Annotated in this window: 19 protein-coding genes and 1 rRNA gene; 18 read left to right on the forward strand and 2 right to left on the reverse strand. The window is 70.4% G+C overall.

Annotation, left to right across the window (positions count from 1 at the left end):
* Window positions 1-193: 193 nt before the first annotated feature.
* A 5S ribosomal RNA gene (gene rrf / locus ACFV9C_RS40015) occupies window positions 194-311 on the forward strand.
* Window positions 312-372: 61 nt separating this feature from the next.
* Here the strand turns inward: rrf and ACFV9C_RS40020 are convergent.
* On the reverse strand, window positions 373-1,308 hold the full coding sequence (locus ACFV9C_RS40020; protein ID WP_380202385.1) for an NADP-dependent oxidoreductase: 936 nt from the start codon (window positions 1,306-1,308) through the stop codon (window positions 373-375).
* 94 nt (window positions 1,309-1,402) lie between these two features.
* On the opposite strand from ACFV9C_RS40020, the gene ACFV9C_RS40025 reads away from it, so the two are divergent.
* The 4 genes from ACFV9C_RS40025 (at window position 1,403) to ACFV9C_RS40040 (ending at window position 6,260) form a co-directional block, all read left to right on the forward strand.
* Window positions 1,403-1,969, forward strand: a complete 567-nt coding sequence (locus ACFV9C_RS40025) for a TetR/AcrR family transcriptional regulator (protein ID WP_380202387.1) — start codon at window positions 1,403-1,405, stop codon at window positions 1,967-1,969.
* A 1,970-nt stretch (window positions 1,970-3,939) separates the two neighbouring features.
* Window positions 3,940-4,488 (forward strand): hypothetical protein, encoded by a 549-nt coding sequence (locus ACFV9C_RS40030; protein ID WP_380202389.1) that lies wholly within the window; start codon window positions 3,940-3,942, stop codon window positions 4,486-4,488.
* Complete coding sequence (locus ACFV9C_RS40035) at window positions 4,485-5,396, forward strand: hypothetical protein (RefSeq protein ID WP_380202391.1); 912 nt, start codon at window positions 4,485-4,487, stop codon at window positions 5,394-5,396. Before ACFV9C_RS40030 ends, ACFV9C_RS40035 begins: the two co-directional genes overlap by 4 nt.
* Before the next feature lie 3 nt (window positions 5,397-5,399).
* Window positions 5,400-6,260: a CHAD domain-containing protein gene (locus tag ACFV9C_RS40040; RefSeq protein WP_380202393.1), complete on the forward strand. Its 861-nt coding sequence runs from the start codon at window positions 5,400-5,402 to the stop codon at window positions 6,258-6,260.
* Between the two features lies 1 nt (window position 6,261).
* On the opposite strand, the gene ACFV9C_RS40045 is transcribed toward ACFV9C_RS40040, so the two are convergent.
* Window positions 6,262-7,407 carry a DUF1015 family protein gene (locus ACFV9C_RS40045; protein WP_380202395.1) on the reverse strand — a complete coding sequence of 382 codons (1,146 nt, stop codon included), beginning with the start codon at window positions 7,405-7,407 and terminating at the stop codon, window positions 6,262-6,264.
* A 24-nt stretch (window positions 7,408-7,431) separates the two neighbouring features.
* Between ACFV9C_RS40045 and ACFV9C_RS40050 the strand changes: the two genes are divergently transcribed.
* The 13 genes from ACFV9C_RS40050 to ACFV9C_RS40110 all read left to right on the forward strand — a co-directional run bounded on the left by ACFV9C_RS40050 (window position 7,432) and on the right by ACFV9C_RS40110 (window position 21,197).
* Window positions 7,432-8,538: an HAD-IIA family hydrolase gene (locus tag ACFV9C_RS40050; protein ID WP_380202397.1), complete on the forward strand. Its 1,107-nt coding sequence runs from the start codon at window positions 7,432-7,434 to the stop codon at window positions 8,536-8,538.
* Window positions 8,539-8,603: 65 nt separating this feature from the next.
* Window positions 8,604-9,146 carry a polyhydroxyalkanoate synthesis protein PhaF gene (locus tag ACFV9C_RS40055; RefSeq protein WP_380202399.1) on the forward strand — a complete coding sequence of 181 codons (543 nt, stop codon included), beginning with the start codon at window positions 8,604-8,606 and terminating at the stop codon, window positions 9,144-9,146.
* Window position 9,147: 1 nt separating this feature from the next.
* Entirely contained in the window at window positions 9,148-9,624 is a 477-nt protein-coding gene (locus ACFV9C_RS40060) for a hypothetical protein (RefSeq protein ID WP_380202401.1), read from the forward strand.
* A gap of 10 nt (window positions 9,625-9,634) precedes the next feature.
* A complete protein-coding gene (locus ACFV9C_RS40065; protein ID WP_380202403.1) occupies window positions 9,635-10,450 on the forward strand; it encodes a TlyA family RNA methyltransferase in 816 nt (271 codons plus the stop codon).
* Window positions 10,451-10,459: 9 nt separating this feature from the next.
* Window positions 10,460-11,383: an NAD kinase gene (locus tag ACFV9C_RS40070; protein WP_380202405.1), complete on the forward strand. Its 924-nt coding sequence runs from the start codon at window positions 10,460-10,462 to the stop codon at window positions 11,381-11,383.
* A 3-nt stretch (window positions 11,384-11,386) separates the two neighbouring features.
* Window positions 11,387-13,117 (forward strand): DNA repair protein RecN, encoded by a 1,731-nt coding sequence (gene recN, locus ACFV9C_RS40075; RefSeq protein ID WP_380202407.1) that lies wholly within the window; start codon window positions 11,387-11,389, stop codon window positions 13,115-13,117.
* 97 nt (window positions 13,118-13,214) lie between these two features.
* Window positions 13,215-14,396: a putative cytokinetic ring protein SteA gene (gene steA / locus ACFV9C_RS40080; RefSeq protein ID WP_380202409.1), complete on the forward strand. Its 1,182-nt coding sequence runs from the start codon at window positions 13,215-13,217 to the stop codon at window positions 14,394-14,396.
* Window positions 14,393-15,340, forward strand: coding sequence for a copper transporter (locus ACFV9C_RS40085; RefSeq protein ID WP_380202411.1), 948 nt, complete (start codon window positions 14,393-14,395; stop codon window positions 15,338-15,340). Before steA ends, ACFV9C_RS40085 begins: the two co-directional genes overlap by 4 nt.
* A 1-nt stretch (window position 15,341) precedes the next feature.
* A complete protein-coding gene (locus ACFV9C_RS40090; RefSeq protein ID WP_380202413.1) occupies window positions 15,342-16,151 on the forward strand; it encodes a hypothetical protein in 810 nt (269 codons plus the stop codon).
* Window positions 16,148-17,794: a murein biosynthesis integral membrane protein MurJ gene (gene murJ, locus ACFV9C_RS40095; RefSeq protein ID WP_380202415.1), complete on the forward strand. Its 1,647-nt coding sequence runs from the start codon at window positions 16,148-16,150 to the stop codon at window positions 17,792-17,794. The genes ACFV9C_RS40090 and murJ overlap by 4 nt, the downstream gene beginning before the upstream one ends.
* Window positions 17,791-18,816 carry a glycosyltransferase family 4 protein gene (locus ACFV9C_RS40100; protein WP_380202417.1) on the forward strand — a complete coding sequence of 342 codons (1,026 nt, stop codon included), beginning with the start codon at window positions 17,791-17,793 and terminating at the stop codon, window positions 18,814-18,816. Before murJ ends, ACFV9C_RS40100 begins: the two co-directional genes overlap by 4 nt.
* Window positions 18,817-18,837: 21 nt before the next feature.
* The gene (locus ACFV9C_RS40105; protein ID WP_380202419.1) at window positions 18,838-20,547 is read left to right on the forward strand and encodes a CTP synthase; all 1,710 of its coding nucleotides are present in this window, start codon (window positions 18,838-18,840) and stop codon (window positions 20,545-20,547) included.
* Window positions 20,544-21,197, forward strand: coding sequence for an NUDIX domain-containing protein (locus ACFV9C_RS40110; protein ID WP_380202421.1), 654 nt, complete (start codon window positions 20,544-20,546; stop codon window positions 21,195-21,197). Before ACFV9C_RS40105 ends, ACFV9C_RS40110 begins: the two co-directional genes overlap by 4 nt.
* Window positions 21,198-21,245: the final 48 nt, after the last annotated feature.

A 21,245-nucleotide genomic window follows, 5' to 3' on the forward strand; every position in this document is an offset into this window, starting at 1 on the left:
ATAGGCCAGAGGTGGAAGCGCCGTGAGGTGTGGAGCTGACTGGTACTAATAGGCCGAGGGCTTGTCACTCACACAAACTTCAAGCTCAATGCGCTATGTAACGATGTTCGCGTTCACTGTACGGTTCCCAGGATACGGTCAACCCCAGCCTCTAGTGTGGCTTGTGTTGGTTGACATGTGTTCCTTATAGAGTTTCGGTGGCCATAGCGTCGGGGAAACACCCAGTCTCCATTCCGAACCTGGAAGTTAAGCCCTTCAGCGCCGATGGTACTGCGACCGGGAGGTCGTGGGAGAGTAGGACGCCGCCGGACATTCACACTGTTAAGGGCCACCCCCACTGGGGGTGGCCCTTAACATTTCCCCAGGCATTTTCTAGAGGTCGATGACGACCTTGCCGTGCACGTGTCGCCCGGCCTGAAGCTCAACCGCTCTGCGGATCTGCCCGACCGGATAGGTTGCTGCGATCGGCACGCGGAGCTGACCCGTGGCCACCAGGTCGGCGATCTCCTCGAGAGCACCCGGAGCGGCGTTGGCGCCGTTCGCCGGCGTGATCCCGTCGACCTGGGCGGCAATCGTGGTGATGTGCCGGTCGGGTACGCCGAGCTCGCGTGCCGCCTGTGCGGTATCGGTGCCGTGCAGGTCCATGACCGCATCGACGCCGGCGGGAGCCAGCGCGCGGATCCGGTCGACCAGTCCGTCGCCGTACGCGACCGGCTCGGCCCCGAGTGCTCGGAGGGCATCGGCCGAGGCCGCTGACCCTGTCCCGATGACCCGTGCGCCCGCAATCCGTGCGAGCTGGACGGCGAAGACACCTACGCCGCCGCCCGCACCGCCGATCAGCACCGTTTCACCTGGTGCCGGGTGGACCACGGCGAGAGCTGCGGCCGCCGTACGGCCGGCGATCGCGAGGGTTGCGGCGGTGCGGTCGTCGACGCCATCCGGCGTACGGTGTGCCTCGCCGCCCACTGCGATCGTGCCTGTTACGTCCACGACTACGTGGTCAGCAACTGCGCGCGACAGCGCCCCGCCGTACACGCGGTCACCGATCACGAACCCGCTCACTCCATCTCCGACCTGATCCACGATCCCGGCATAGTCGGTGCCGAATCCACACGGCAGGCTCAAGCCGAATCGCGCGGCGGTCTCCGCGTCTGAGGTCATGTACCAGTCCATAGGGTTGAGGCCGGCCGCGGTCACGCGTATGCGGATCTGTCCCGGGCCGGTCTGCGGCACGGGTACCTCACGGACGTTCAGGGTCGCCGGCCCGCCGAACGACTCGAACTGGACCGCCCGGCTCGTTTCCTTCATGCTCACCTGTCTCCCTTGCCAGCTCGTCGTCCGCCATAAACGGAGTATGCTCCGTTTCAGACTCGAATCTAGCATAAGTGGAGCGTGATCCGTTTTGCCTTCCGCGCAGAGCCGCCGACCGCGGGCGGACGCGACCCGCAATCGCCAACAGCTCCTCGACGTAGCGACCCAGCTGTTCGCCGCGGCCGACGCGGAGCCGTCGATGCGCGCGATCGCGAACGAAGCCGGCGTCGGCATCGCCACGCTGTACCGGCACTTTCCTACCCGCGAGTCGTTGGTCGACGCGGTCTATCAGGACCAGGTTCTGCGGCTTACAGCCGATGCCCGTGACCTGCTCACCGAGCTGGACCCGCCCGCGGCGCTGCGCCGCTGGATGGATCTGTTCGGGGACTGGATCGCAACCAAGAACGGCATGCTCGACACCCTGCTCGCCATGGTCGAATCGGGCGAGATCGCCCATGCCCACACCCGAACCCAGTTGCTCGCAGCCATCGACGAGATCCTCGAGGCGGGTCGCACGACCGGCGAACTCCGCGCCGACGTCCCCGCCGAAGACATCGCCGCCGCCCTCATCGGCATCTTCACCGTCGCGAGCTCACCCGACCACAAAGCACTCGCAGCCCGCCTGCTAAACCTCCTGATGGACGCCCTCCGACCCTAGGCGCTGAGGTAGTCGGCGACGGCGCATCGGCCACCGTCGGCGCGAAAGTTCGGCGCTGCTGTGTTCCCAACCGCAGCATCCCGAAGTACTCCCGGATCGATCCTGAAGAAGCCACAACTCGCCGGCCAGGCGGCTCCGGCCAGGGCGAAGCGCTCTACCTGGTGGCCAGCCCGCACAGACGACCCGCAACTGATCCCCGACACCGACTTCACCACCGAACACCTCACCCACCGAACCCTCCCACCCGCCACGCCCTCGCCACCCAAAGACACCGAGGCGCCGGAACCCACACCCACAACCCCATCCACGCCAAACCCAGCCACCCGAGCTCCACGGCCCGGTCCATCCACCCGCACCATCCACCCGCGCCGCTCACCCGGCCCACCCGCGCCGCTCACCCGGCCCACCCGCGCCGCTCACCCGCACCACGCGCGCCGCTCACCCCGCACCGTCCACCCGCACCACGCGCGCCGCTCACCCCGCACCGTCCACCCGCACCACGCGCGCCGCTCACCCCGCACCGTCCACCCGCACCACGCGCGCCGCTCACCCGCTGGTGCGAACGCGTGACGCCATCCGTGCACCACGGATGCCCACCGCCAACGGTCCAGCGTGGCGCCGGAAGCCACACCCGCGACACACCACCTGCCCCGGGCTGCTCACCTCTGGGCTCATGGCCACCACTCGCATGCCAGCGACCCGCTCCTCGTGACCCGCTCCTCGTGACCCGCTCCCCGTGACCCGCTCCTCGTGAGCGCTCTCGGTGTCCAGTGCCTCGTGGCCCGCTTCCTCGTGACCCGGTGACCCGTGACCGGGCCTCGTGACGCCGCTCCTCGTGACCGCTCTCGGTTCCTGGCGGCCCGCTGCTCGTGACCAGATGCTTCGTGACCAGGCCGGCGCGGGAACGTGGCGCTTCGCCAGATATGCCTACCGGCGGCTGGCCGATGCGGGGGTGGGGGATGAGGGGTGGGGTGTTCGGGGGGAGCGGGTGGGGGTTTGTGGGGCTTGGGGGTGGGGTTGGTGGGGAGGCGTCGATGCGGTGGATCGTTGGTGGGGACGGTAACGTTTGTCCGATTACTGTTCTTCAGCATTGTTAGGAGTCATCGTGGCGACGCCACCTCGCAATCCTCGCTCCGGTTCTGGGGACCGTCGCGGTTCCTCCGGGGGCGCCGGCCGTTCCGGCCGTGCCGGTGGTGGACGTTCTGACTCCGGCAATCGGTCGGGTTCTGGTGGGGCCGGTGGTGGCCGTTCCGGGGCTGGTGGTGCTGGGCGTTCGGGGGGCCGGCCGGCGGGTGGCGCTGGTGGGTCTGCGGGGGGCCGTGGTGGTGCCGGGGGTGCTGGCGGCGGTCGGGCTGGCGCTGGGCGTGGGGCTGCGGGGAGTGGGCGGTCCGGGGCTGGAACTGGTGCCGGTGCTGGGCGTGGTGGTTCGGGCGCTGGGCGGTCTGGGTCGGGTGCTGGCTGGTCGGATTCCGGCGGTGGTTGGTCGGGCGACGGCCGGTCCGGCGGTGGTCGGTCGGATGACGGTCGGTCGGGCGGTGGGACGTCGGGTGGTGGCCGGTCTGGGGGCGGGCCGCGGTCGGCCGGTGGGCCTCGGTCGGGTGGTGCGCCGCGGTCAGGTAGTGGGCCTCGGTCTAGTAGTGCACCGCGGTCGAGTGGTGGACCTCGGTCTGGCGGTGGGGCCCGGTCGGGTGGTGGGGCTCGGGCTGGTGGGATTGCCGGCGGGCGGTCGCGTGGGTCGGGGTACAGCGATCGGGATGAGAACTCGTTCGAGAACCGGCGGGGGTTCGTCGGGTCTCGGGGGGATGACAAGACGCGGCGGGATCCGTTCGGCGGGCAGATGTCCGGTGAGGGGCGGGACGAGCGCGGTGGGTACCGGCGGGACGAGCGCGGCGGGCGTGGGCCTGGTGCAGGCCGCGGGGTAGCCGGCTCGCGACGCGACGACCGCGGCGGGTATCGGCGGGACGAGCGTGGTGGGGACGATCGTGGATTCCGGCGCGATGAGCGTGGTGGGGATTCGCGGGGTGGTCAGGGCGCTGGTGGGTATCGGCGGGATGACCGTGGTGACAGTCGGGGTGCGTACCGGCGGGACGAGCGCGGTGGTGACGATCGTGGGTCTCGCCGTGATGAGCGGGGTGGTGATGACCGTGGGTTCCGCCGTGACGAGCGGGGTGGGGATTCGCGGGGCGGGTATCGGCGGGACGACCGTGGTGATGAGCGCGGGGGTTTCCGGCGGGACGAGCGCGGTGGTGATGATCGCGGGTTCCGGCGGGACGAGCGTGGTGGTGATGATCGCGGGTTCCGGCGGGATGAGCGGGGTGGGGATTCGCGGGGGCGTGGGGCTGGGGCCGGTGCGGCTGGGCGTGGGGCTGCTGGGCGCGGTGGGTTCCGGCGGGATGAGCGGGGGGACGAGCGGCGTGGGGGGCCGCGGCGGGAGGATCGGGAGGAGAAGGTTGGGCCTCGGCGCGACGATCCGAAGATTCCGGAGGGGATCACGGGGGCCGAGCTCGATCGCGGGGTGAAGGCCGAGCTGCGGTCGTTGCCGCGGACGCTGGCCGACCTGGTCGCGCAGCACCTGGTGGCGTCGGGGCGGTTCCTCGACGACGACGCGGAGCTTGCGTACCAGCACGCGCGGACCGCGCGGCGGTTGGCGGCGCGGCTCGGTGGGGTGCGCGAGGCGGTCGCGATCACGGCGTACCTGGCTGAGCACTACGACGAGGCGTTGACCGAGTTCCGGGCGGTACGGCGGATGACCGGGAACCACGAGGTGCTCGCGATGATGGCCGACTGCGAGCGTGCGCTCGGGCGGCCGGACAAGGCGCTGGCGCTGCTGAAGGACAAGCACGTTCGCGAGCTGTCGGAGCCGACGCAGATCGAGCTGCTGATCGTGGCGGCCGGTGCGCGGCGGGATCTCGGGCAGACGGCGGCGGCGGTCCAGATGCTCGACGTGCCGGAGCTGGCGAAGCGGACCCGGGCGGACTGGCTGCCGCGGCTTCGGTACGCGTACGCCGACGCGCTGGCGGAGGCCGGCCGTACCGATGACGCGCTCGTCTGGTTCCACCGGGCGGCCGGCGTCGACGGCGACGGGGTGACCGGTGCGGCCGAGCGGGCGGCGGAGCTGGAAGGGCTGGAGTTCACCGACCTCGAGGACGACGATGTGGTCGTGGAGGACGAGGACCTCGACGAGGACGATGTGGTTGTCGAGGACGAGGACGAGGACGAGGACTTCGACGAGGACGATGTGGTCGTGGAGGACGAGGACGACCTGGTCGAGGGCGACGAGGACCTCGACGACTTCGAGGACGACAACCCCGGCGACAACGACGACGACCTGGACGAGAAGCCGGGCGACGGCGACGAGCCGGACGTGAAGCCGGGCGACGAGCCAGACGTGAAGGCCGGCGGCAGCGACGAGGCGGGCGAGGAGTAGGTCGTGGGGGTTGCGGGCCTGGCGGCCGAGGACCCTGTCGGTGTGTTGGTGGCGGCCGCGCTCAGCAAGGGAACGCGGCGGCTGCAGAAGTCGGTGCGGATGGTGGCGGACGACGAGGACGACGCCATCCACCAGGTACGGGTGTCCTGCCGCCGGCTGCGGAGCGACCTGAAGCTGTTCCGCAAGCTGCTGGCGGGGGACTGGGCGACCGGTCTCCGGACAGAGCTCGCCGCGCTGGCCCAGGCCTGCGGTGAGGCCCGCGACCTCGAGGTGATCGCGGATCTCGTCCGGGAGAACACCACCAGCGAGGACAACGCCGAGCACGTCGACACGATCCTCACCACGCTCACCCTCGGCCTGGATCGCGCGGCTGCCCGTTCCGCCGAGGTCGTGCTGGGCGACTCGACCAAGGACCTGCTGGCAACCCTCGAGGCCGTCTCAGCAGCGCCTGACCTGAAACCCAAGGCAGACAAGCCCTGCGGCGAGGTCCTCCCGCAGTTGCTGCGGTCAGCCACCGACAAGTTCACCCAGGAAGCCGACAAGCTCCAGCCCTGGAGCCCTGACGACGACTGGCACGAGGTACGGCTGCTGGCCAAGCGTGTGCGGTACGCCGCCGACACCAGCGCCGACGTACTGGGTGACGAGGCGAAAGCCACCGCCACGCACGCTGCGACGTACCAAGAGTTGCTGGGGCAGCACCAGGACCACTGTGCCGCGGCGGACGCTCTAACGGCCATGGCAGAGGATGCTGCCGCTCAGGACGACCCAGAGCTCTCGTTCACGCTAGGACGGCTCACAGAGCGCCACAGGGCCGCGCGGAAGCCGCTACGCGAGCAGTTCCTCAGCCTTTACCGCCGGCCCTGACTCACAGCATCCGGAACAGCAGCCCTACTCGCGGCTTAGGGCCGAACGACGTGGCCTTCTGGGGCAGTACGACGCCTTGCGCCGCAGAACGCAGTACCTGGTCCATCCGAGGTGCTGTGAGCTCTACAGCGAGCTGTTGAGAGTCAGCGAGCGCCAATGCGTCTGCGAGAGTGTGGTGGAAGCTGAGCGTTTCCTCAGCGACTCCCCAGGCCGGCAACAGCACCTCGTGCAGCAACGCGACTGTGGGTGCGTCTGACGCCGCGTGCAGTGTCAGCCAGCTGGAACCGTCTGTCACCGAGATGCGGTTCGGGTCGCCCTCTACGCGACCGGGCTGCATCTGCCAGCCGGACGGCGTACGGCGCTGCACACTGGCGAGGTCGAGACCCGGTACGACGCGGTGGATCGGGTCCAGCGTCAACGGGTGCCGTACGTAGTCCACCAGCATCGCCAGCCCGACCTGTGTGCTGTCTCGGTACGGCTCCCGCAGTTGGCGTTCCAGGTATGCCGCATAGCGGTGGTGTCCGTCGGCGATGAGCGCCTCGTGCTTCGACAGCTCGTTCGAGATGTCGGCCAGCACCGCAGGGTCGGAGATGCGCCAGATGCGGTGTTCGGCCCCGTTGTAGGTCTCAGCCTCCACCCAGGGCTCGCCGGACCGTGCTGCGTCCACGGCATCGCTGGCGACGCCACCGTTCGAGTACGCGAGCAGGATCGGCTCCAGGTCCGCGTCTGTCGCCTCCATGAGCTGCAGGCGGTCGTCGACCCAGTGCGGCATCACGTCCTCGTGCGGCAGTACGACGTGACGCGTCGGATCCAGCTGCAACGAGCCGACGAGCCCGCACAGTACGGCGTCTCCCAGGCGCTGCTCGTACACGTACAGCGCGGGCTGCTCGTCCTGCACCACCACGCCGTCCCGCTGCCACCCGGACAGCCGGTGCGCCGGTTCGTCGTACCGGGCGGGTCCGAGGTCCGGATCGCGTGGAAGGATGAGCCTCACCATGTTGTGCAGATCAGAGTCAGTCAGCCGCCGGACGATGGCGGGTTCCAGCACGTCGTACGGCGGCGACGTGACCGCGCCCAGCGCGCTCACCTTGCCCGCCACGAACCGCCAGGCCCGCAAGGGATCGAGTCTCAGTACCGCATCCGGCATGCGCGGAATCGTACGGGGTGATTCATGAGCAAGGAACGAACCGCCCCAGAACCGCTGTCGGCGTGTGACGAACCGCTCGCGAGCCGGTACGACGTGGCGCTGCTGGACCTCGACGGCGTCGTGTACGTCGGCCCGGACCCGGTCCCGGACGCGCCCGAGAACCTGCGCAAGGCCGCCAAGGAAGGCATGCGGATCGGGTTCATCACGAACAACGCCAGCCGGCCGGCCGCGGTCGTTGCCGAGCACCTCGCGTCGTTCGGGCTGGACGTGATCGCCGACGACGTGGTGACGTCCGCGCAGGCCGCGGCGAAGCTGGTCGCGGGCGAGTTCCCGAAGGGCTCGCCGGTGCTCGTGGTCGGCGGCGAGGGGCTGTACGTCGCGCTCGAGGAGTACGGGCTGACGCCGGTGCGGAGCAGCGACGGGCACCCGGTCGCGGTCGTGCAGGGCTTCGACCCGGACGTGAACTGGGTGATGCTCGCCGACGGCGCGCACGCGATCAACGAGGGCGCGAAGTGGTTCGCGACCAACCTGGACGAGACGATCCCGACCGCGGCCGGCAAGGCGCCCGGGAACGGCATGCTCGTGCGGGCGATCCGGGCCGCCGTCGAGGTCGACCCGGTGGTCGCCGGGAAGCCCGAGCCGCCGCTGCTGGAGACCAGCATCGAACGGCTGGAAGCCAAGCGCCCGTTGATGATCGGGGACCGGCTCGACTCCGACATCGAGGGCGCGCACAACGTCGGCATCGCGAGTCTGTGGGTGGCGACCGGGGTGCACGACGCGTACGACCTGGCGCGGGCGCCGAAGAATCAGCGGCCGACGTACGTCGCGGCCGGGCTCGGCGCGTTGGCGGAGAAGCAGCCCGGAGTGACGGTCGAGGGTGGCAAGCACACCTGCAAGGGCTGGACGGCCGAGGTCGTGAACAACGCCGTCACGGTGAAGGGCGAGGGCGAGCCGTACGACGGTCTGCGGGCGATCCTGTCCGCGGTGTGGGCGGCTGTCGACGCGCCCGCCGAGCCGGCCAAGCCCGCGAAGGCGACCGCCCGGGGCCGCCGGCCGCGGCCGAAGCCTGCGCCGACAGCCGATTCGATCGCGCTCGACGCCGCGCTGCACCGGATCGGCCTCGACAAGTAGGCGGGGCCGGCTGGTATTGCGGGAGCGAGGCGATACCGTTGCTGGGACGACGCTAGGAGGCAGTCATGGTGATGGACGCGCTGCGCGGGTACGTACAACTGGCGAACGGGTTGACCGAGGTCACCAAGCAGAAGGCCCAATCGGCTGCGAAGGCGCTTTTGCAGCAGACCGGGGCGGACTCGCTGACGACCAGGGTGAGTGACCTGGCCGACGAGATCGTTGCCACCAGCAAGAGCAACCGTCAGCTGCTGCAGGCGATCGTGGCGAACGAGGTCGAGGGCGCGGTCGCGCGGCTCGGGTTCGTCCGGTCCGAGGAGGTCGCGGCGCTCACCCGGCGGGTGAAGGCGCTGGAGACCGAGCTCGCGGAGGCACACGCTGCCGCGGCGGAGCGGGCTGCCGCGCCGGCGCCGGTCGTCGAGGAGGTCGTCGAGGCGACGGTGGTCGAGGACGCGCCGGCTCCGGTCAAGAAGGCCGCTGCGAAGAAGGCTGCTGCCAAGAAGGTTGCGCCGGCCAAGAAGGTTGCCGCCACGAAGGTTGCGGCGAAGAAGGCTCCGGCGAAAAAGGTGGCCAAGAAGGTGCCGGCGAAGAAGACGGCGAAGAAGGCCTGAGATGACCGAGCATCCTGGCGAGCAGTTCCCGCCGGACGTGGATCCGGACGTCGAGCCCGGGTTCGATCCGTACCGGTCGGAGGAGACGCCGGAGCAGCCGGACTACGACACCGAGCCCGGTGCGCAGGACGTGCACGAGCATGTCGATCCGGCGGCGGTGGAGTTCGGCCCGGAGTTCGCGCGGGCGCCCGGCGAGGAGCACGAGCACTCCTTCGAGGCGGGCTCCGCCGAGGACCCGGCGTACGACGAGCCGGTCGCCGCGGGGCCGGCGTACGACGAGCCGGTTGCCGCGGGGCCGGCGTACGGCGGCAGCGTGGCTGAGGAAGGTGGGCATCCGTTGGTGGAGGAGACGATGGGGCGGTTGGACTCGTTGCGGGACAAGCCGGTCTCCGAGCACGGTGAGGTGTACGCCGACCTGCACGAGCGACTGCAGACCGCGCTGGTCGAGGCGGACGCCGAGCAGAGCGACCGGGGCTGAGCAGCCGCCGGTGGCCAAGGGAGTCAAGCGGTCGCGGCTCGATGCGGAGCTGGTACGGCGGGGCCTCGCGCGTTCCCGGGAGCATGCGAGCGAACTGATCGCGGCCGGCAAGGTGAAGGTGTCCGGCACCGTGGCCGGCAAGCCCGCGACCGGGGTCGGTGCGGACGCTCCGATCGTCGTCGACACGTCCGACCACGAGGACCCCGGGTACGCGAGCCGTGGTGCGCACAAGCTGATCGGCGCCCTCGAGGCGTTCCCGGACGTAAGGGTGAAGGGCCGCCGTGCCCTCGACGCCGGTGCCTCGACCGGCGGGTTCACCGACGTACTGCTGCGCAACGAGGCCGCGCAGGTGATCGCGGTCGACGTCGGGTACGGGCAGCTGGTCTGGGCGCTGCAGACCGACGACCGGGTCACCGTGATGGACCGGACCAATGTCCGGACGTTGACGCTGGCGGCGATCGGCGGCGATCCGGTCGACCTGGTGGTCAGCGACCTGAGCTTCATCAGCCTGACGCTCGTGCTGCCCGCGCTGCTGGGCGTGGTGAAGCCGGACGGGGAGCTGGTGCTGATGGTGAAGCCGCAGTTCGAGGTCGGCAAGGAGCGGCTCGGCAAGGGCGGCGTGGTCCGGGAGCCGGAGCTGCGGGCCGACGCGGTGCGTACAGTCGCGGGTAAAGCGCAGGAGCTCGGGTGGGGGATCGCGGGCGTTGCGGCCAGCCCGTTGCCTGGTCCGTCAGGAAATGTCGAATACTTCCTGTGGATACGCCGGAAAGCGTCGCCGCTCGATGAGACGATGCTCCGGACGGCCATCGACAACGGACCGCAATAGGAGGCAGGGGTGGCGGAGCACGAGCCACGGCGCGTGCTGCTGGTGACGCATACCGGCCGGGAGCAGGCGGTCGAGGTCGCGCGGGAGGCACACCGGCTGCTGACCGGCGCCGGGATGCAGGTCCGGCTGCTCGGCGGTGAGGCCGCGGAGCTCAAGCTCGACCCGGCCGAGATCGTCGACGACCCGGAGAAGGCGGCGAACGACGTCGAGCTGATCATGGTGCTCGGCGGCGACGGCTCGATCCTGCGCGGCGCCGAGCTGGCCCGCCCGCACGGTACGCCGGTGCTCGGGGTGAACCTGGGCCACGTCGGGTTCCTCGCCGAGGCCGAGGTGGACGACCTGGAGCGGATCGTCCAGGTGGTGGTGGACCGGACGTACACGGTCGAGGAGCGGATGACGCTCGCGGTCGACGTCCGGTACGACGACGAGCTGATCTTCGAGACCTGGGCGCTGAACGAGGCCAGCGTGGAGAAGGCGGCCCGGGAGAAGATGCTCGAGGTGCTGGTCGAGGTGGACGACCGGCCGCTGTCCCGCTGGGGCTGCGACGGGGTCGTGGTCGCCACGCCGACCGGCAGTACGGCGTACGCGTTCTCGGCCGGCGGGCCGATCGTCTGGCCCGAGGTGGAGGCGATCCTGATGGTGCCGCTGAGCGCGCACGCGCTGTTCTCGCGGCCGATCGTGGTGGCGCCGACGTCGCGGCTGTCGATCGAGCTGGTGCCGTCCTGGCACGGCCACGGGGTGCTGTGGTGCGACGGCCGGCGGATGGTCGAGGTGCCGCCCGGCGCCGAGATCCAGGTCCGCCGGGGTACGACGCCGGTCCGGCTGGCGCGCGCCCACGAGGCGCCGTTCACCGACCGGCTGGTGGCGAAGTTCGACCTCCCGGTGCTCGGCTGGCGCGGAGCCGCCGAGCGCAAACGCAACGGAAACGGATGACCCATGCTGTCAGAGATCCGCATCACCGGGCTGGGCGTGATCGAGGACGCGACGCTGGACCTCGACCCGGGTTTCACCGCGGTCACGGGTGAGACCGGCGCCGGCAAGACGATGGTCGTGACCGGGGTGAACATGCTGCTCGGCGGTCGTGCCGACAGCGGGCTGGTGCGGCACGGGACGCGGCGGGCGCGGGTCGAGGGCCGGGCGAGCGCCGTGCCGCGGGCGATCGTGCAGCAGGCCGAGGACCGGGGCGGCGAGCTGGACGACGACGAGTTGCTGATCGCGCGGGAGCTGTCGTCGGAGGGCCGTTCGCGGGCGTTCCTCGGTGGCGCGTCGGTGCCGGTGTCGGTGCTGGGCGAGGTGTCGGGCGACCTTGTCGCGATCCACGGGCAGGCGGACCAGTGGCGGCTGCTGCAGCCGGCGCGGCAGCGGGAGACGCTGGACACCTTTGCGGGCAAGGCGGTTCTGGTCCCGCTGCAGGAGTACGCCGCGGCGTACAAACGGCACCGCGAGGTCGAGGCCGAGCTGACCGAGCTGACCACTCGCGAGCGCGATCGGCTCGCCGAGGCGGACCTGTTGCGGTTCGGGCTGGACGAGGTCGCGAAGGCGGAGCCGTTGCCCGGCGAGGATCTCGAGCTGGCGGCCGAGGAGCAGCGGCTCGCGTACGCCGACGGTCTCCGGCGGGCGGCCACCACCGCCGCGGACGCGATCGCTTCCGAGGACCTCGACTCGACCCGGCCGAACGACGTACTCGGCCTGCTGGCGTTGACGAAACAGGTCCTCGACGGCGAGCGCGAGCACGACCCGAAGCTTGCCGAGCTGGCCGACCGGGCGGGCGAGCTGGGCTACCTGGCGGCCGACCTGGCGCAGGAGCTTTCGTCGTACGCCGCGGATGTCGACACCGATCCGGCGCGGCTGTCCGTGGTGAGCGAACGGCGGTCGCTGCTGACTGCTCTGGTGCGGAAGTACGGCGCCGACGAGGGGATCGTCGACGAGGTCCTGGAGTGGGCGAAGCGGTCCGCGACCCGGCTGGCCGACCTGGACGGCAGCGACGAACGCGTCGAGCAGTTGAACGCCGAGCTGGCCGAGCTGGACGCGACCCTGGCGGACCTCGGGCAGCAGATGCGGGACGCCCGGATCGAGGCGGCCGAGCGGCTCGGCGTCGCGGTGTCGGAGGAGCTGACCGGGCTGGCGATGCCGCACGCGAAGCTGTCGGTCGAGGTGCACGAGACGGCCGCCGGCCCGTTCGGGATCGACGAGGTCGAGTTCTGCTTCGCGGCGAACCCGGGCAGCCCGGCGCGCCCGCTGCAGCGGGCCGCGTCCGGCGGTGAGCTGTCCCGGGTGATGCTCGCGCTCGAGGTGATCCTGTCCGACACCCACCCGGTGCCGACGCTGGTGTTCGACGAGATCGACGCCGGGATCGGCGGCCGCGCCGCGGTCGAGGTCGGCAAGCGGCTCGCGCGGCTGGCGGAGAAGACCCAGGTGATCGTGGTGACGCACCTGCCGCAGGTGGCGGCGTTCGCGGATCGTCATGCCGTCGTACTGAAGAGTGACGACGGCTCGGTCACTACCAGCGGCCTGGTCGCTCTGGACGACGACGCCCGGCTCAAGGAACTGTCGCGGATGATGGCCGGCCTGGAGAACTCCGAGGCCGCGCAGACGCACGCCGAGGAGTTGCTCGCACTCGCCGCGAAGCGGCACAAACCGCGCCGGAAAACTCGTTCCAAAGGATGATTTGACGGACAGTCACCGTTAATTCGGTGCGTGAACAAGGGGCCTGCCGGGTAAATGCGCAGGTAAGGGGCTCTTGACATGGCAGGATAAGAGCGCGATGAAACTGCCCAGCCTGCGGAGAGCACGTACCACTGAACTGCCCGGCGTCACCGGCGTGGTCCGGCTGGATCGGCGTACCAAGAATCTCACCAAGCGGCTCAAGCCGGGTGAGATCGCGGTCATCGATCACGTCGACCTGGACCGGGTGAGCGCCGAGGCGCTGGTCGACTGCAAGGTCGCCGGGGTGGTGAACGTGGCCGACTCGATCAGCGGCCGGTACCCGAACCTCGGGCCGGAGATCCTTGTCGAGGCGGGCATCCCGCTGGTCGACGGGGTCGGTCGCGAGGTGTTCTCGGTGCTGCACGAGGGCGAACACGTCCGGCTCGACGAGGGCACGCTGTACCGCGGCGGCGAGGCGGTCGCGAAGGGTGTCGCCCAGGACAGCCAGACGGTCGCGGAGCTGATGGACGACGCGCGGTCCGGGCTGTCCACCCAGCTCGAGGCGTTCACCGCGAACACGCTGGAGTACCTGCGGCGCGAGAAGGACCTGCTGCTGGACGGTGTCGGCGTACCGGCGATCCACACGCCGATGGAGGGCAAGCACGTCCTGATCGTGGTCCGCGGGTACGACTACCGCGACGACCTGGTCGCGCTGAAGCCGTACATCCGCGAGTACCGGCCGGTGCTGATCGGGGTGGACGGCGGCGCGGACGCCCTGGTCGAGAACGGGTACGTCCCGGACCTGATCGTCGGCGACATGGACTCGGTCAAGGACGAGACGCTGAAGTGCGGCGCCGAGGTGATCGTGCACGCGTACCGCGACGGCCGCGCGCCCGGGTCCGAGCGGCTGGAGCGGCTCGGCGTGGACTCGATCGAGTTCCCGGCCACCGGCACCAGCGAGGACGTCGCGATGCTGCTGGCCGACTCCAAGGGCGCCTCGCTGATCGTCGCGGTCGGCACCCACAACTCGCTGGTGGAGTTCCTCGACAAGGGCCGCTCCGGGATGGCGAGCACCTTCATCACCCGGCTGCGGGTCGGTGCCAAGCTGGTGGACGCGAAGGGCGTCGGCCGGCTGTACCGGAGCCGGGTCTCGACGTTCCAGGTGGCCGCGCTGATCGTGGCCGGCCTGTTCGCGGTCGGCATGGCGCTGGTCGCCATCGGCGCCGACGATGTGCTCTGGTCGATCCTGCGGGCGCGCTGGAACGACCTCGTCTACTGGATCCGGGAGCTGTTCGCGTGATCGACTTTCGTTACCACATCGTCTCGATCGTGGCGATCTTCTTCGCCCTGGGCGCCGGTGTGGTGCTCGGGGCCGGCCCGTTGAAGGGCACCGGAGACCAGTTCGTCGCCAGCCAGGCCGAGAAGGACCGCCAGCAGCTCGCCGACGCCCGGGCGGAGCTGGTCCAGGTGAAGGCGCTGGACAAGTACCGCGACGACTACGTCGCCAAGGTGACCGCCGGGCTGACCGACGGCAAGCTCGCGAACAAGAAGATCACGATCGTCTCGATGCCGAACGCCGACAGCGACCTGAGCGACGGCGTCCAGGCCGAGCTGGAGAAGGCCGGCGGCACGGTCTCCACGAAGGTCTCGCTGGACGCGAAGCTGTTCGACAGCGGGCAGCGCCAGCTGGTCGAGACGCTGGTCCAGCAGCTCGTCACCGCGGACATGAACTTCCCGGCGAACAGTACGACGTACCAGCGGGCCGGGCTGCTGCTCGCCCGCGGCGTGGCCGCCAAGGAAGAGGGCAAGACCGTCGACGCGGACGCGACCAAGGTGCTCAGCGGGCTGACCGGCGCGAAGCTGCTGTCACTGAAGCCGTCGACGGTGAAGGACCGGTCCAGCCTGATCGTGGTGATCGCCGCGGACCCGCCGACGCCGGTCCCGGACAACTCGACGTACACCGATGCCGTGGACTTCATCAAGGGCCTGGACCTGGGCAGCGGCGGGGTCGTCGTGGCCGGTACGCCGGCCGCGGCGAACGACGGCGGACTGATCAAGGCCTTGCGGAGTGACTCCGACGCCACCAAGATCGTTTCCTCGGTGGACGTGGCCGATCTCCCCGCCGGCCAGATGACGGTGGTGTTCGCACTCGCGGAGCAGCTGACCGGGAAGGCGGGGCAGTACGGCGCGATCAACGCGAAGAACGGCATCGCGCCGGCGGCCGTACAGACCAAGGGAAACTGACGTGGGACTTCTGAGCGCGGCCGTCGCGGCGGCCGCTGTTTCCGGGCTCGAGCGCGCGGCGGAGAAGCTGCCGAAGGAGAACCGGGAGCCCTTCGAGCGCACGAACCACCGCGGTGAGCCGGTGACGCTGCTCGAGGGACCGGGCGCGGTGCTCGGCGCACTGGCCGGGGTGCTCGCCTCCCGCGGCAGCAACAAGGTCAAGGCGGCCGCCGTGGTCGCGGGTGCGGTGTCGGGCGCGGTCGGCGCGTACGACGACCTGCGCGGGACCACGCAGGCCAAGGGTTTCCGCGGCCACCTGAGCGCGTTGCGGCGCGGCGAGGTGACCAGCGGCGCGGTGAAGATCCTCGGCGTCGGCGCGGCCGGAATCGCCGCCGCCGCGCTGCTGCCGCGCAGGTCGCGCGGTGTGAAGGGCTTCGCCGGGGTCGTTGCCGACGGCGCCTTGATCGCCGGTACGGCGAACCTCACCAACCTGCTGGATCTCCGTCCGGGCCGCGCGCTGAAGGCCGTGACCGCGCTGAACGCACCGCTCGCCGTGGTCAACGGCCCCGCCGGCGCGGTCGTCGGCGCCGCGGCTGCTTCGGCCCCGGCGGACCTCGGCGAACGCGCGATGCTCGGCGACTGCGGCGCGAACGGCCTCGGCGCGATCACCGGTACGGCGCTCGCCGCCTCGCTGCCGCGCCCGCTGAAGACGCTCGCCCTGGCACTGGTCGTCGGACTCAACCTGGCCAGCGAGAAGGTCAGCTTCACCAAGGTCATCGCCGACACCCCTGCCCTGGACAAGATCGACCAGTGGGGCCGACGACCCCGGTGAGTGAAGACGGCCGGGGCGCCGACCGCCCGGCCGACGCCCCGCACACCTCCTCCGCGCAGAACGGTTCGCCGGGTGGGTTCGGGGGCGCGCGGATCGCGCAGGCCGCGTTGCTGGTGGCTGCTGTCACCGTGCTCGCGCGGGTTGTCGGTTTCGGCCGGTGGCTGGTGTTCTCGAAGACCGTCGGCGCGGGGTGCCTGGCGGAGGCGTACACGACCGCCAACCAGCTGCCCAATATCCTGTTCGAGGTTGTTGCCGGTGGCGCGTTGGCGGGCGCGGTGATCCCGGTGCTGGCCGGTCCGGTCGCCCGGGACGACAAGGCGGCGCAGGGGCGGATCATCGGTGCGCTGTTGTCCTGGTCGTTCGTGCTGCTCGCGCCGGTCGCCGTTCTGGCGTGGTTGCTTGCCGGCCGGTACACCGACGCGATGCTGGACCCGGGCGCCGAGTGCGGTGGCTCGACGGCGACTGCGACCCGGATGCTGGCGATCTTCGTACCGCAGATCTTCGGGTACGCCGTGGCCGTGATCGCGACCGCGGTTCTCCAGTCTCACAAGCGTTTCGCGGCCGGCGCGCTGGCTCCGCTGATCTCCAGCCTGGTCGTGGTCGGGACGTACTTCGTGTTCGCGGCCGCCGCTCCGGACGCGGACCACGCCTCGCAGGGTGCCAACGACGTACTGGCCTGGGGCACCACGGCCGGTGTGCTCGCGCTTGCGCTCACGGTCCTCGTCCCGATGCTCGTGCTGCGCCTACCGATCAAGCCGACGCTCAGGCTCGACCCTGGCGTCGGCCCGGTACTGCGGCGGCTCGCATTCGCCGGACTTGCCGTACTGGTCGCGCAGCAGCTCACGTTCGTCGTCACGACGTACCTGGCCAATCACCGTGGCGTAGCGGGCAGCATTGCCGTTTACACGTGGGCCAACGCGATCTACCTCCTGCCGTACGCCGTCTTGGCTGTGCCGATCACCACTGCGGTCTTCCCGCGCCTGGCAACGGCTTTCGAGGCAGGGGAGGGGTTCGACCGGTACGCGGCCACCTCCACGCGGGCCGTGATGCTGGCGGGCGGTGCGGGCGCGGCCCTGCTGATCGGTACGGCGGTACCGGTCGCCAGGATCTTCGCGTACGACCACGGCGCGGTACAGGCGGACAAGGCGACCTCACTGGCCAACGGCCTGCTGGCGTTCGCGCCGGCGGCCATCGGGTTCGCCGTACTCATGCATCTCGGTCGTGTGCTGTACGCGCGCCACTCGGCGCGTGAGGTGGCTGTTGTGACCTCGGGCGCCTGGGTGCTCGTAGCGGTAGCCGGTGTGGTGCTCACGGCCCGCTGGGACGCCGTACCGGCGCTGGCTGCGGCTATGTCGATCGGCATGGTCGTCGGGGCGTTCGTACTGCTGCTGGTGCTGCGTCGTGAGGCAGGCCCGGGTGTACTGACCGGGGTGCCGCGTGCGCACCTCACAGCGCTCGCAGGTGCTGCCCTGGCGGGTGCTGCGGGCTGGGTGGTCGCCCTGCCTGCAGGACACGGCGGAGTCGGCAAGGCGGTCCTGTTCGCGCTCCTGTCCGGGCTGGCCGTTGTCGTCGTGTACGCCGTTGTCGTGCTTGCATTGGACCGCGCGGACGCTCGCGCCCTCGTACGACGGGAGAAATCATGAGGATCGGGCTGCTGCTCGCGGAATCGCGGGGCGGGATCGGGCAGCACGTTGCCTCGCTGGTGCCGCGGTTCGTCAGTGCCGGGCACGAGGTCGTGGTGTGTGCCCCGCCTGGTACGGCGGAGCACTTCGACTTCGGGCCCGCGACCGTTGTGACCCAGGCGACCGGGCTGCGCGGCTGCGACGTCATCCACGCCCACGGGTACCGGGCCGGCATGGCCGCGCTGCGGGATAGATCCCGTTTGCGGCCTCTTGTCGTCACTTGGCACAACGCGGTGATCGCGCCCGGCCCACGGGGGTTGGTGATGCGCATGGGGCAGCGGCTGGTTGCCAAGGGCGCTGATCTGACGCTGGGCGCCTCCAGCGACCTCGTGGAGCTGGCCAAGAGCCTCGGCGCCCGTAACGCCCAGCTGGCGCCAGTAGCCGCTCCTGCGATGCCTACGGTGCGTACGTCGCGTGCGGCGGTCCGTCGTGAGCTAGGCCTCCGCGACCAGCCCGTCGTACTCACGGTCGGCCGGCTGGCGTCGCAGAAGGACTACCCGACGCTCCTGTCGGTAGCGGCGCGCGTACACGAGTCCACGCCGGACGCGGTGTTCGTAGTCGTCGGTGACGGGCCGTTGCGGGACAACCTGCAGGCGCGGATCGACGCCGAGCAGCTGCCGGTCCGCCTGCTGGGACACCGCAACGACGTGGCGGATCTTCTCGGGGCCGCGGACGTGTTTCTGCTCACGTCGCACTGGGAGGCGCGGGCACTGGTACTCCAGGAGGCCATGCAGGTCGGCGTACCGGTCGTCGCCACGGCCGTCGGCGGGGTGCCGGAACTGGTCGACGACAGCGCAGTACTGGCGTTTCCCGGCGACGCGGACGGTCTGGCGGACGGGGTCCGGGCGGTGCTGTCCGAGCCCGACACGGCGAACGCTATGCGGACACGGGGCCGGGAGTTGGCCGCCAGATGGATGGACGAGGACGCGGTGGCAAAGAATCTGCTCGACATCTACGCGGGTCTCGTCGCGACCGGTGCTTGACAGGAGGTAGGCTGGAGACCCGTGGACAGGGCTTCGACTTCCCAGCAGACCAAGCACGTATTCGTCACCGGTGGCGTGGCATCCAGTCTCGGTAAAGGACTGACAGCGTCCAGCCTCGGCAGTCTGCTGACGGCTCGGGGCATCCGCGTCACGATGCAGAAGCTGGATCCGTATCTGAATGTGGATCCCGGCACGATGAACCCGTTCCAGCACGGCGAGGTGTTCGTCACCAACGACGGCGCCGAGACCGACCTCGACATCGGCCACTACGAGCGCTTCCTGGACCGGGACCTGTCGGCCGTCGCCAATGTGACGACCGGTCAGATCTACTCCAGCGTGATCGCCAAGGAGCGCCGCGGCGAGTACCTGGGCGACACCGTCCAGGTGATCCCGCACATCACCAACGAGATCAAGGAACGGATGCTCGCGATGGCGGGCCCGGACGTCGACGTCGTACTGCACGAGATCGGCGGTACGGTCGGTGACATCGAGTCGCTGCCGTTCCTCGAGGCGGCTCGGCAGGTGCGGCACGACGTCGGCCGCGACAACGTGTTCTTCCTGCACATCTCGCTGGTGCCGTACATGGCGCCGAGCGGTGAGCTGAAGACCAAGCCGACCCAGCACTCGGTGGCCGCGCTGCGCTCGATCGGTATCCAGCCGGACGCGATCGTGTGCCGGGCCGACCGGCCGATCCCGGACAGCGTGAAGCGGAAGATCTCGCTGATGTGCGACGTCGACGTGGAGGCCGTGGTGGCCGCCGTCGACGCGCCGTCGATCTACGACATCCCCAAGGTGGTGCACGCCGAGGGCCTGGACGCGTACGTCGTACGCCGGCTGAACCTGCAGTTCCGGGACGTCGACTGGACCCGCTGGGACGAGCTGCTGCGGGTCGTGCACCACCCGAAGGACGAGGTCACGGTCGCGCTGGTCGGCAAGTACATCGACCTGCCGGACGCGTACCTGTCGGTCGCCGAGGCGCTGCGCGCGGGCGGGTTCGACAACGACGCCCGGGTGAACCTGCGCTGGATCGCCTCCGACGAGTGCGCCACCCCCGAGGCGGCGGCCCGGCTGCTCGGCGACGTCGACGCGATCTGCATCCCGGGCGGGTTCGGGGTGCGCGGCATCGAGGGCAAGATCGGCGCGATCCGGTATGCCCGCGAGCAGGGCGTCCCGATCCTGGGCCTGTGCCTCGGCCTGCAGTGCATGGTGATCGAGGTGGCCCGCGACCTGGCCGGGCTCGACCAGGCGAACTCCAGCGAGTTCGACCCGGACGCCGAGCAGCCGGTGATCGCGACCATGGAGGAGCAGAAGCACATCGTCGACGGCTCCGGCGACCTGGGCGGCACGATGCGGCTCGGGTTGTACCCGGCGAACCTGACCGAGGGCTCGATCGTCCGCGGCCTGTACGGCGCTCCGTCGATCCAGGAGCGGCACCGGCACCGCTACGAGGTGAACAACGCGTACCGGGACAAGCTGGAGGCGGCCGGGCTGGTGTTCAGCGGGCTGTCGCCGGACCACGAACTGGTCGAGTTCATCGAGCTGGACCGGGCCGTCCACCCGTACTTCGTGGCCACCCAGGCGCACCCGGAGCTGCGGTCCCGGCCGACCAAGCCGCACCCGCTGTTCTCCGGCCTGGTCGCGGCCGCCCTCGACCGGCAGCGCGAGTCCCGGCTCCCGGTGGAGGACCCGAAGCCGGCCGCCGCGTCGAAGAAGGCCACGGTCAAGGCGTGAAGAAGGACTACCCCGAGCTCCGGTTCGGCGCCGGCCTCGCCGACCGGCCGGAGCACTGGCCGGTCTCCGCCTCCGAGGTGGTGCACCGGACCGGCCGGGTGATCTCGGTCCGCCGGGACACCATCGAGCCCCCGGGCGGTACGCCGTTCGTCCGCGACGTCGTCGTACATCCCGGAGCCGTCGGCGTGGTGGCGCTGGACGAGAACAACCGGATGCTGCTGGTCCGCCAGTACCGCCACCCCGTCGGCCACAAGCTGCTGGAGGCACCCGCCGGGCTGCTCGACGTCCAGGGCGAGCAGTACCGCCTGGGCGCCGAACGCGAGCTGTGGGAGGAAACCGCGACCAAGGCCGCCGACTGGCGGATCCTGGTCGACGCCTTCACCTCGCCCGGCCTGACGAACGAGGCCGTCCGGATCTTCCTGGCCCGCGACCTCTCGCCCGCCGACGAGTCCTTCGAACGCGAGGCCGAGGAAGCCGACATGGAAACCGTCTGGGCCCCGCTCATTGACGTGGTCGGCGCGGTCCTGGCCGGCCAGCTCCAGAACCCCATCCTCATCATGGGCGCATTGGCCGCCTGGACCGCCCTCAACGGCCCGGGCTTCGACACCCTCCGCCCAGCGGACGCCCCCTGGCCCGCAAAGGACCGCTGAACTACGCGGAGGGCTTGACCGGTTGCGGTGGGTGCGGGTATTTGTTGC

It is taken from the genome of Kribbella sp. NPDC059898, from assembly GCF_042730855.1.
Lineage (GTDB): Bacteria > Actinomycetota > Actinomycetes > Propionibacteriales > Kribbellaceae > Kribbella.

What these genes read in the sequence shown, in the direction of transcription:
- ACFV9C_RS40045 (WP_380202395.1), bottom strand. Translation starts at nt 7,407, where the DNA reads ATGCCGGATGCGGTACTGAGACTCGATCCCTTGCGGGCCTGGCGGTTC.
- ACFV9C_RS40100 (WP_380202417.1), top strand. Translation starts at nt 17,791, where the DNA reads ATGAGGATCGGGCTGCTGCTCGCGGAATCGCGGGGCGGGATCGGGCAG.
- recN (WP_380202407.1), top strand. Translation starts at nt 11,387, where the DNA reads ATGCTGTCAGAGATCCGCATCACCGGGCTGGGCGTGATCGAGGACGCG.
- ACFV9C_RS40055 (WP_380202399.1), top strand. Translation starts at nt 8,604, where the DNA reads ATGGTGATGGACGCGCTGCGCGGGTACGTACAACTGGCGAACGGGTTG.
- ACFV9C_RS40020 (WP_380202385.1), bottom strand. Translation starts at nt 1,308, where the DNA reads ATGAAGGAAACGAGCCGGGCGGTCCAGTTCGAGTCGTTCGGCGGGCCG.
- ACFV9C_RS40050 (WP_380202397.1), top strand. Translation starts at nt 7,432, where the DNA reads ATGAGCAAGGAACGAACCGCCCCAGAACCGCTGTCGGCGTGTGACGAA.
- ACFV9C_RS40060 (WP_380202401.1), top strand. Translation starts at nt 9,148, where the DNA reads ATGACCGAGCATCCTGGCGAGCAGTTCCCGCCGGACGTGGATCCGGAC.
- steA (WP_380202409.1), top strand. Translation starts at nt 13,215, where the DNA reads ATGAAACTGCCCAGCCTGCGGAGAGCACGTACCACTGAACTGCCCGGC.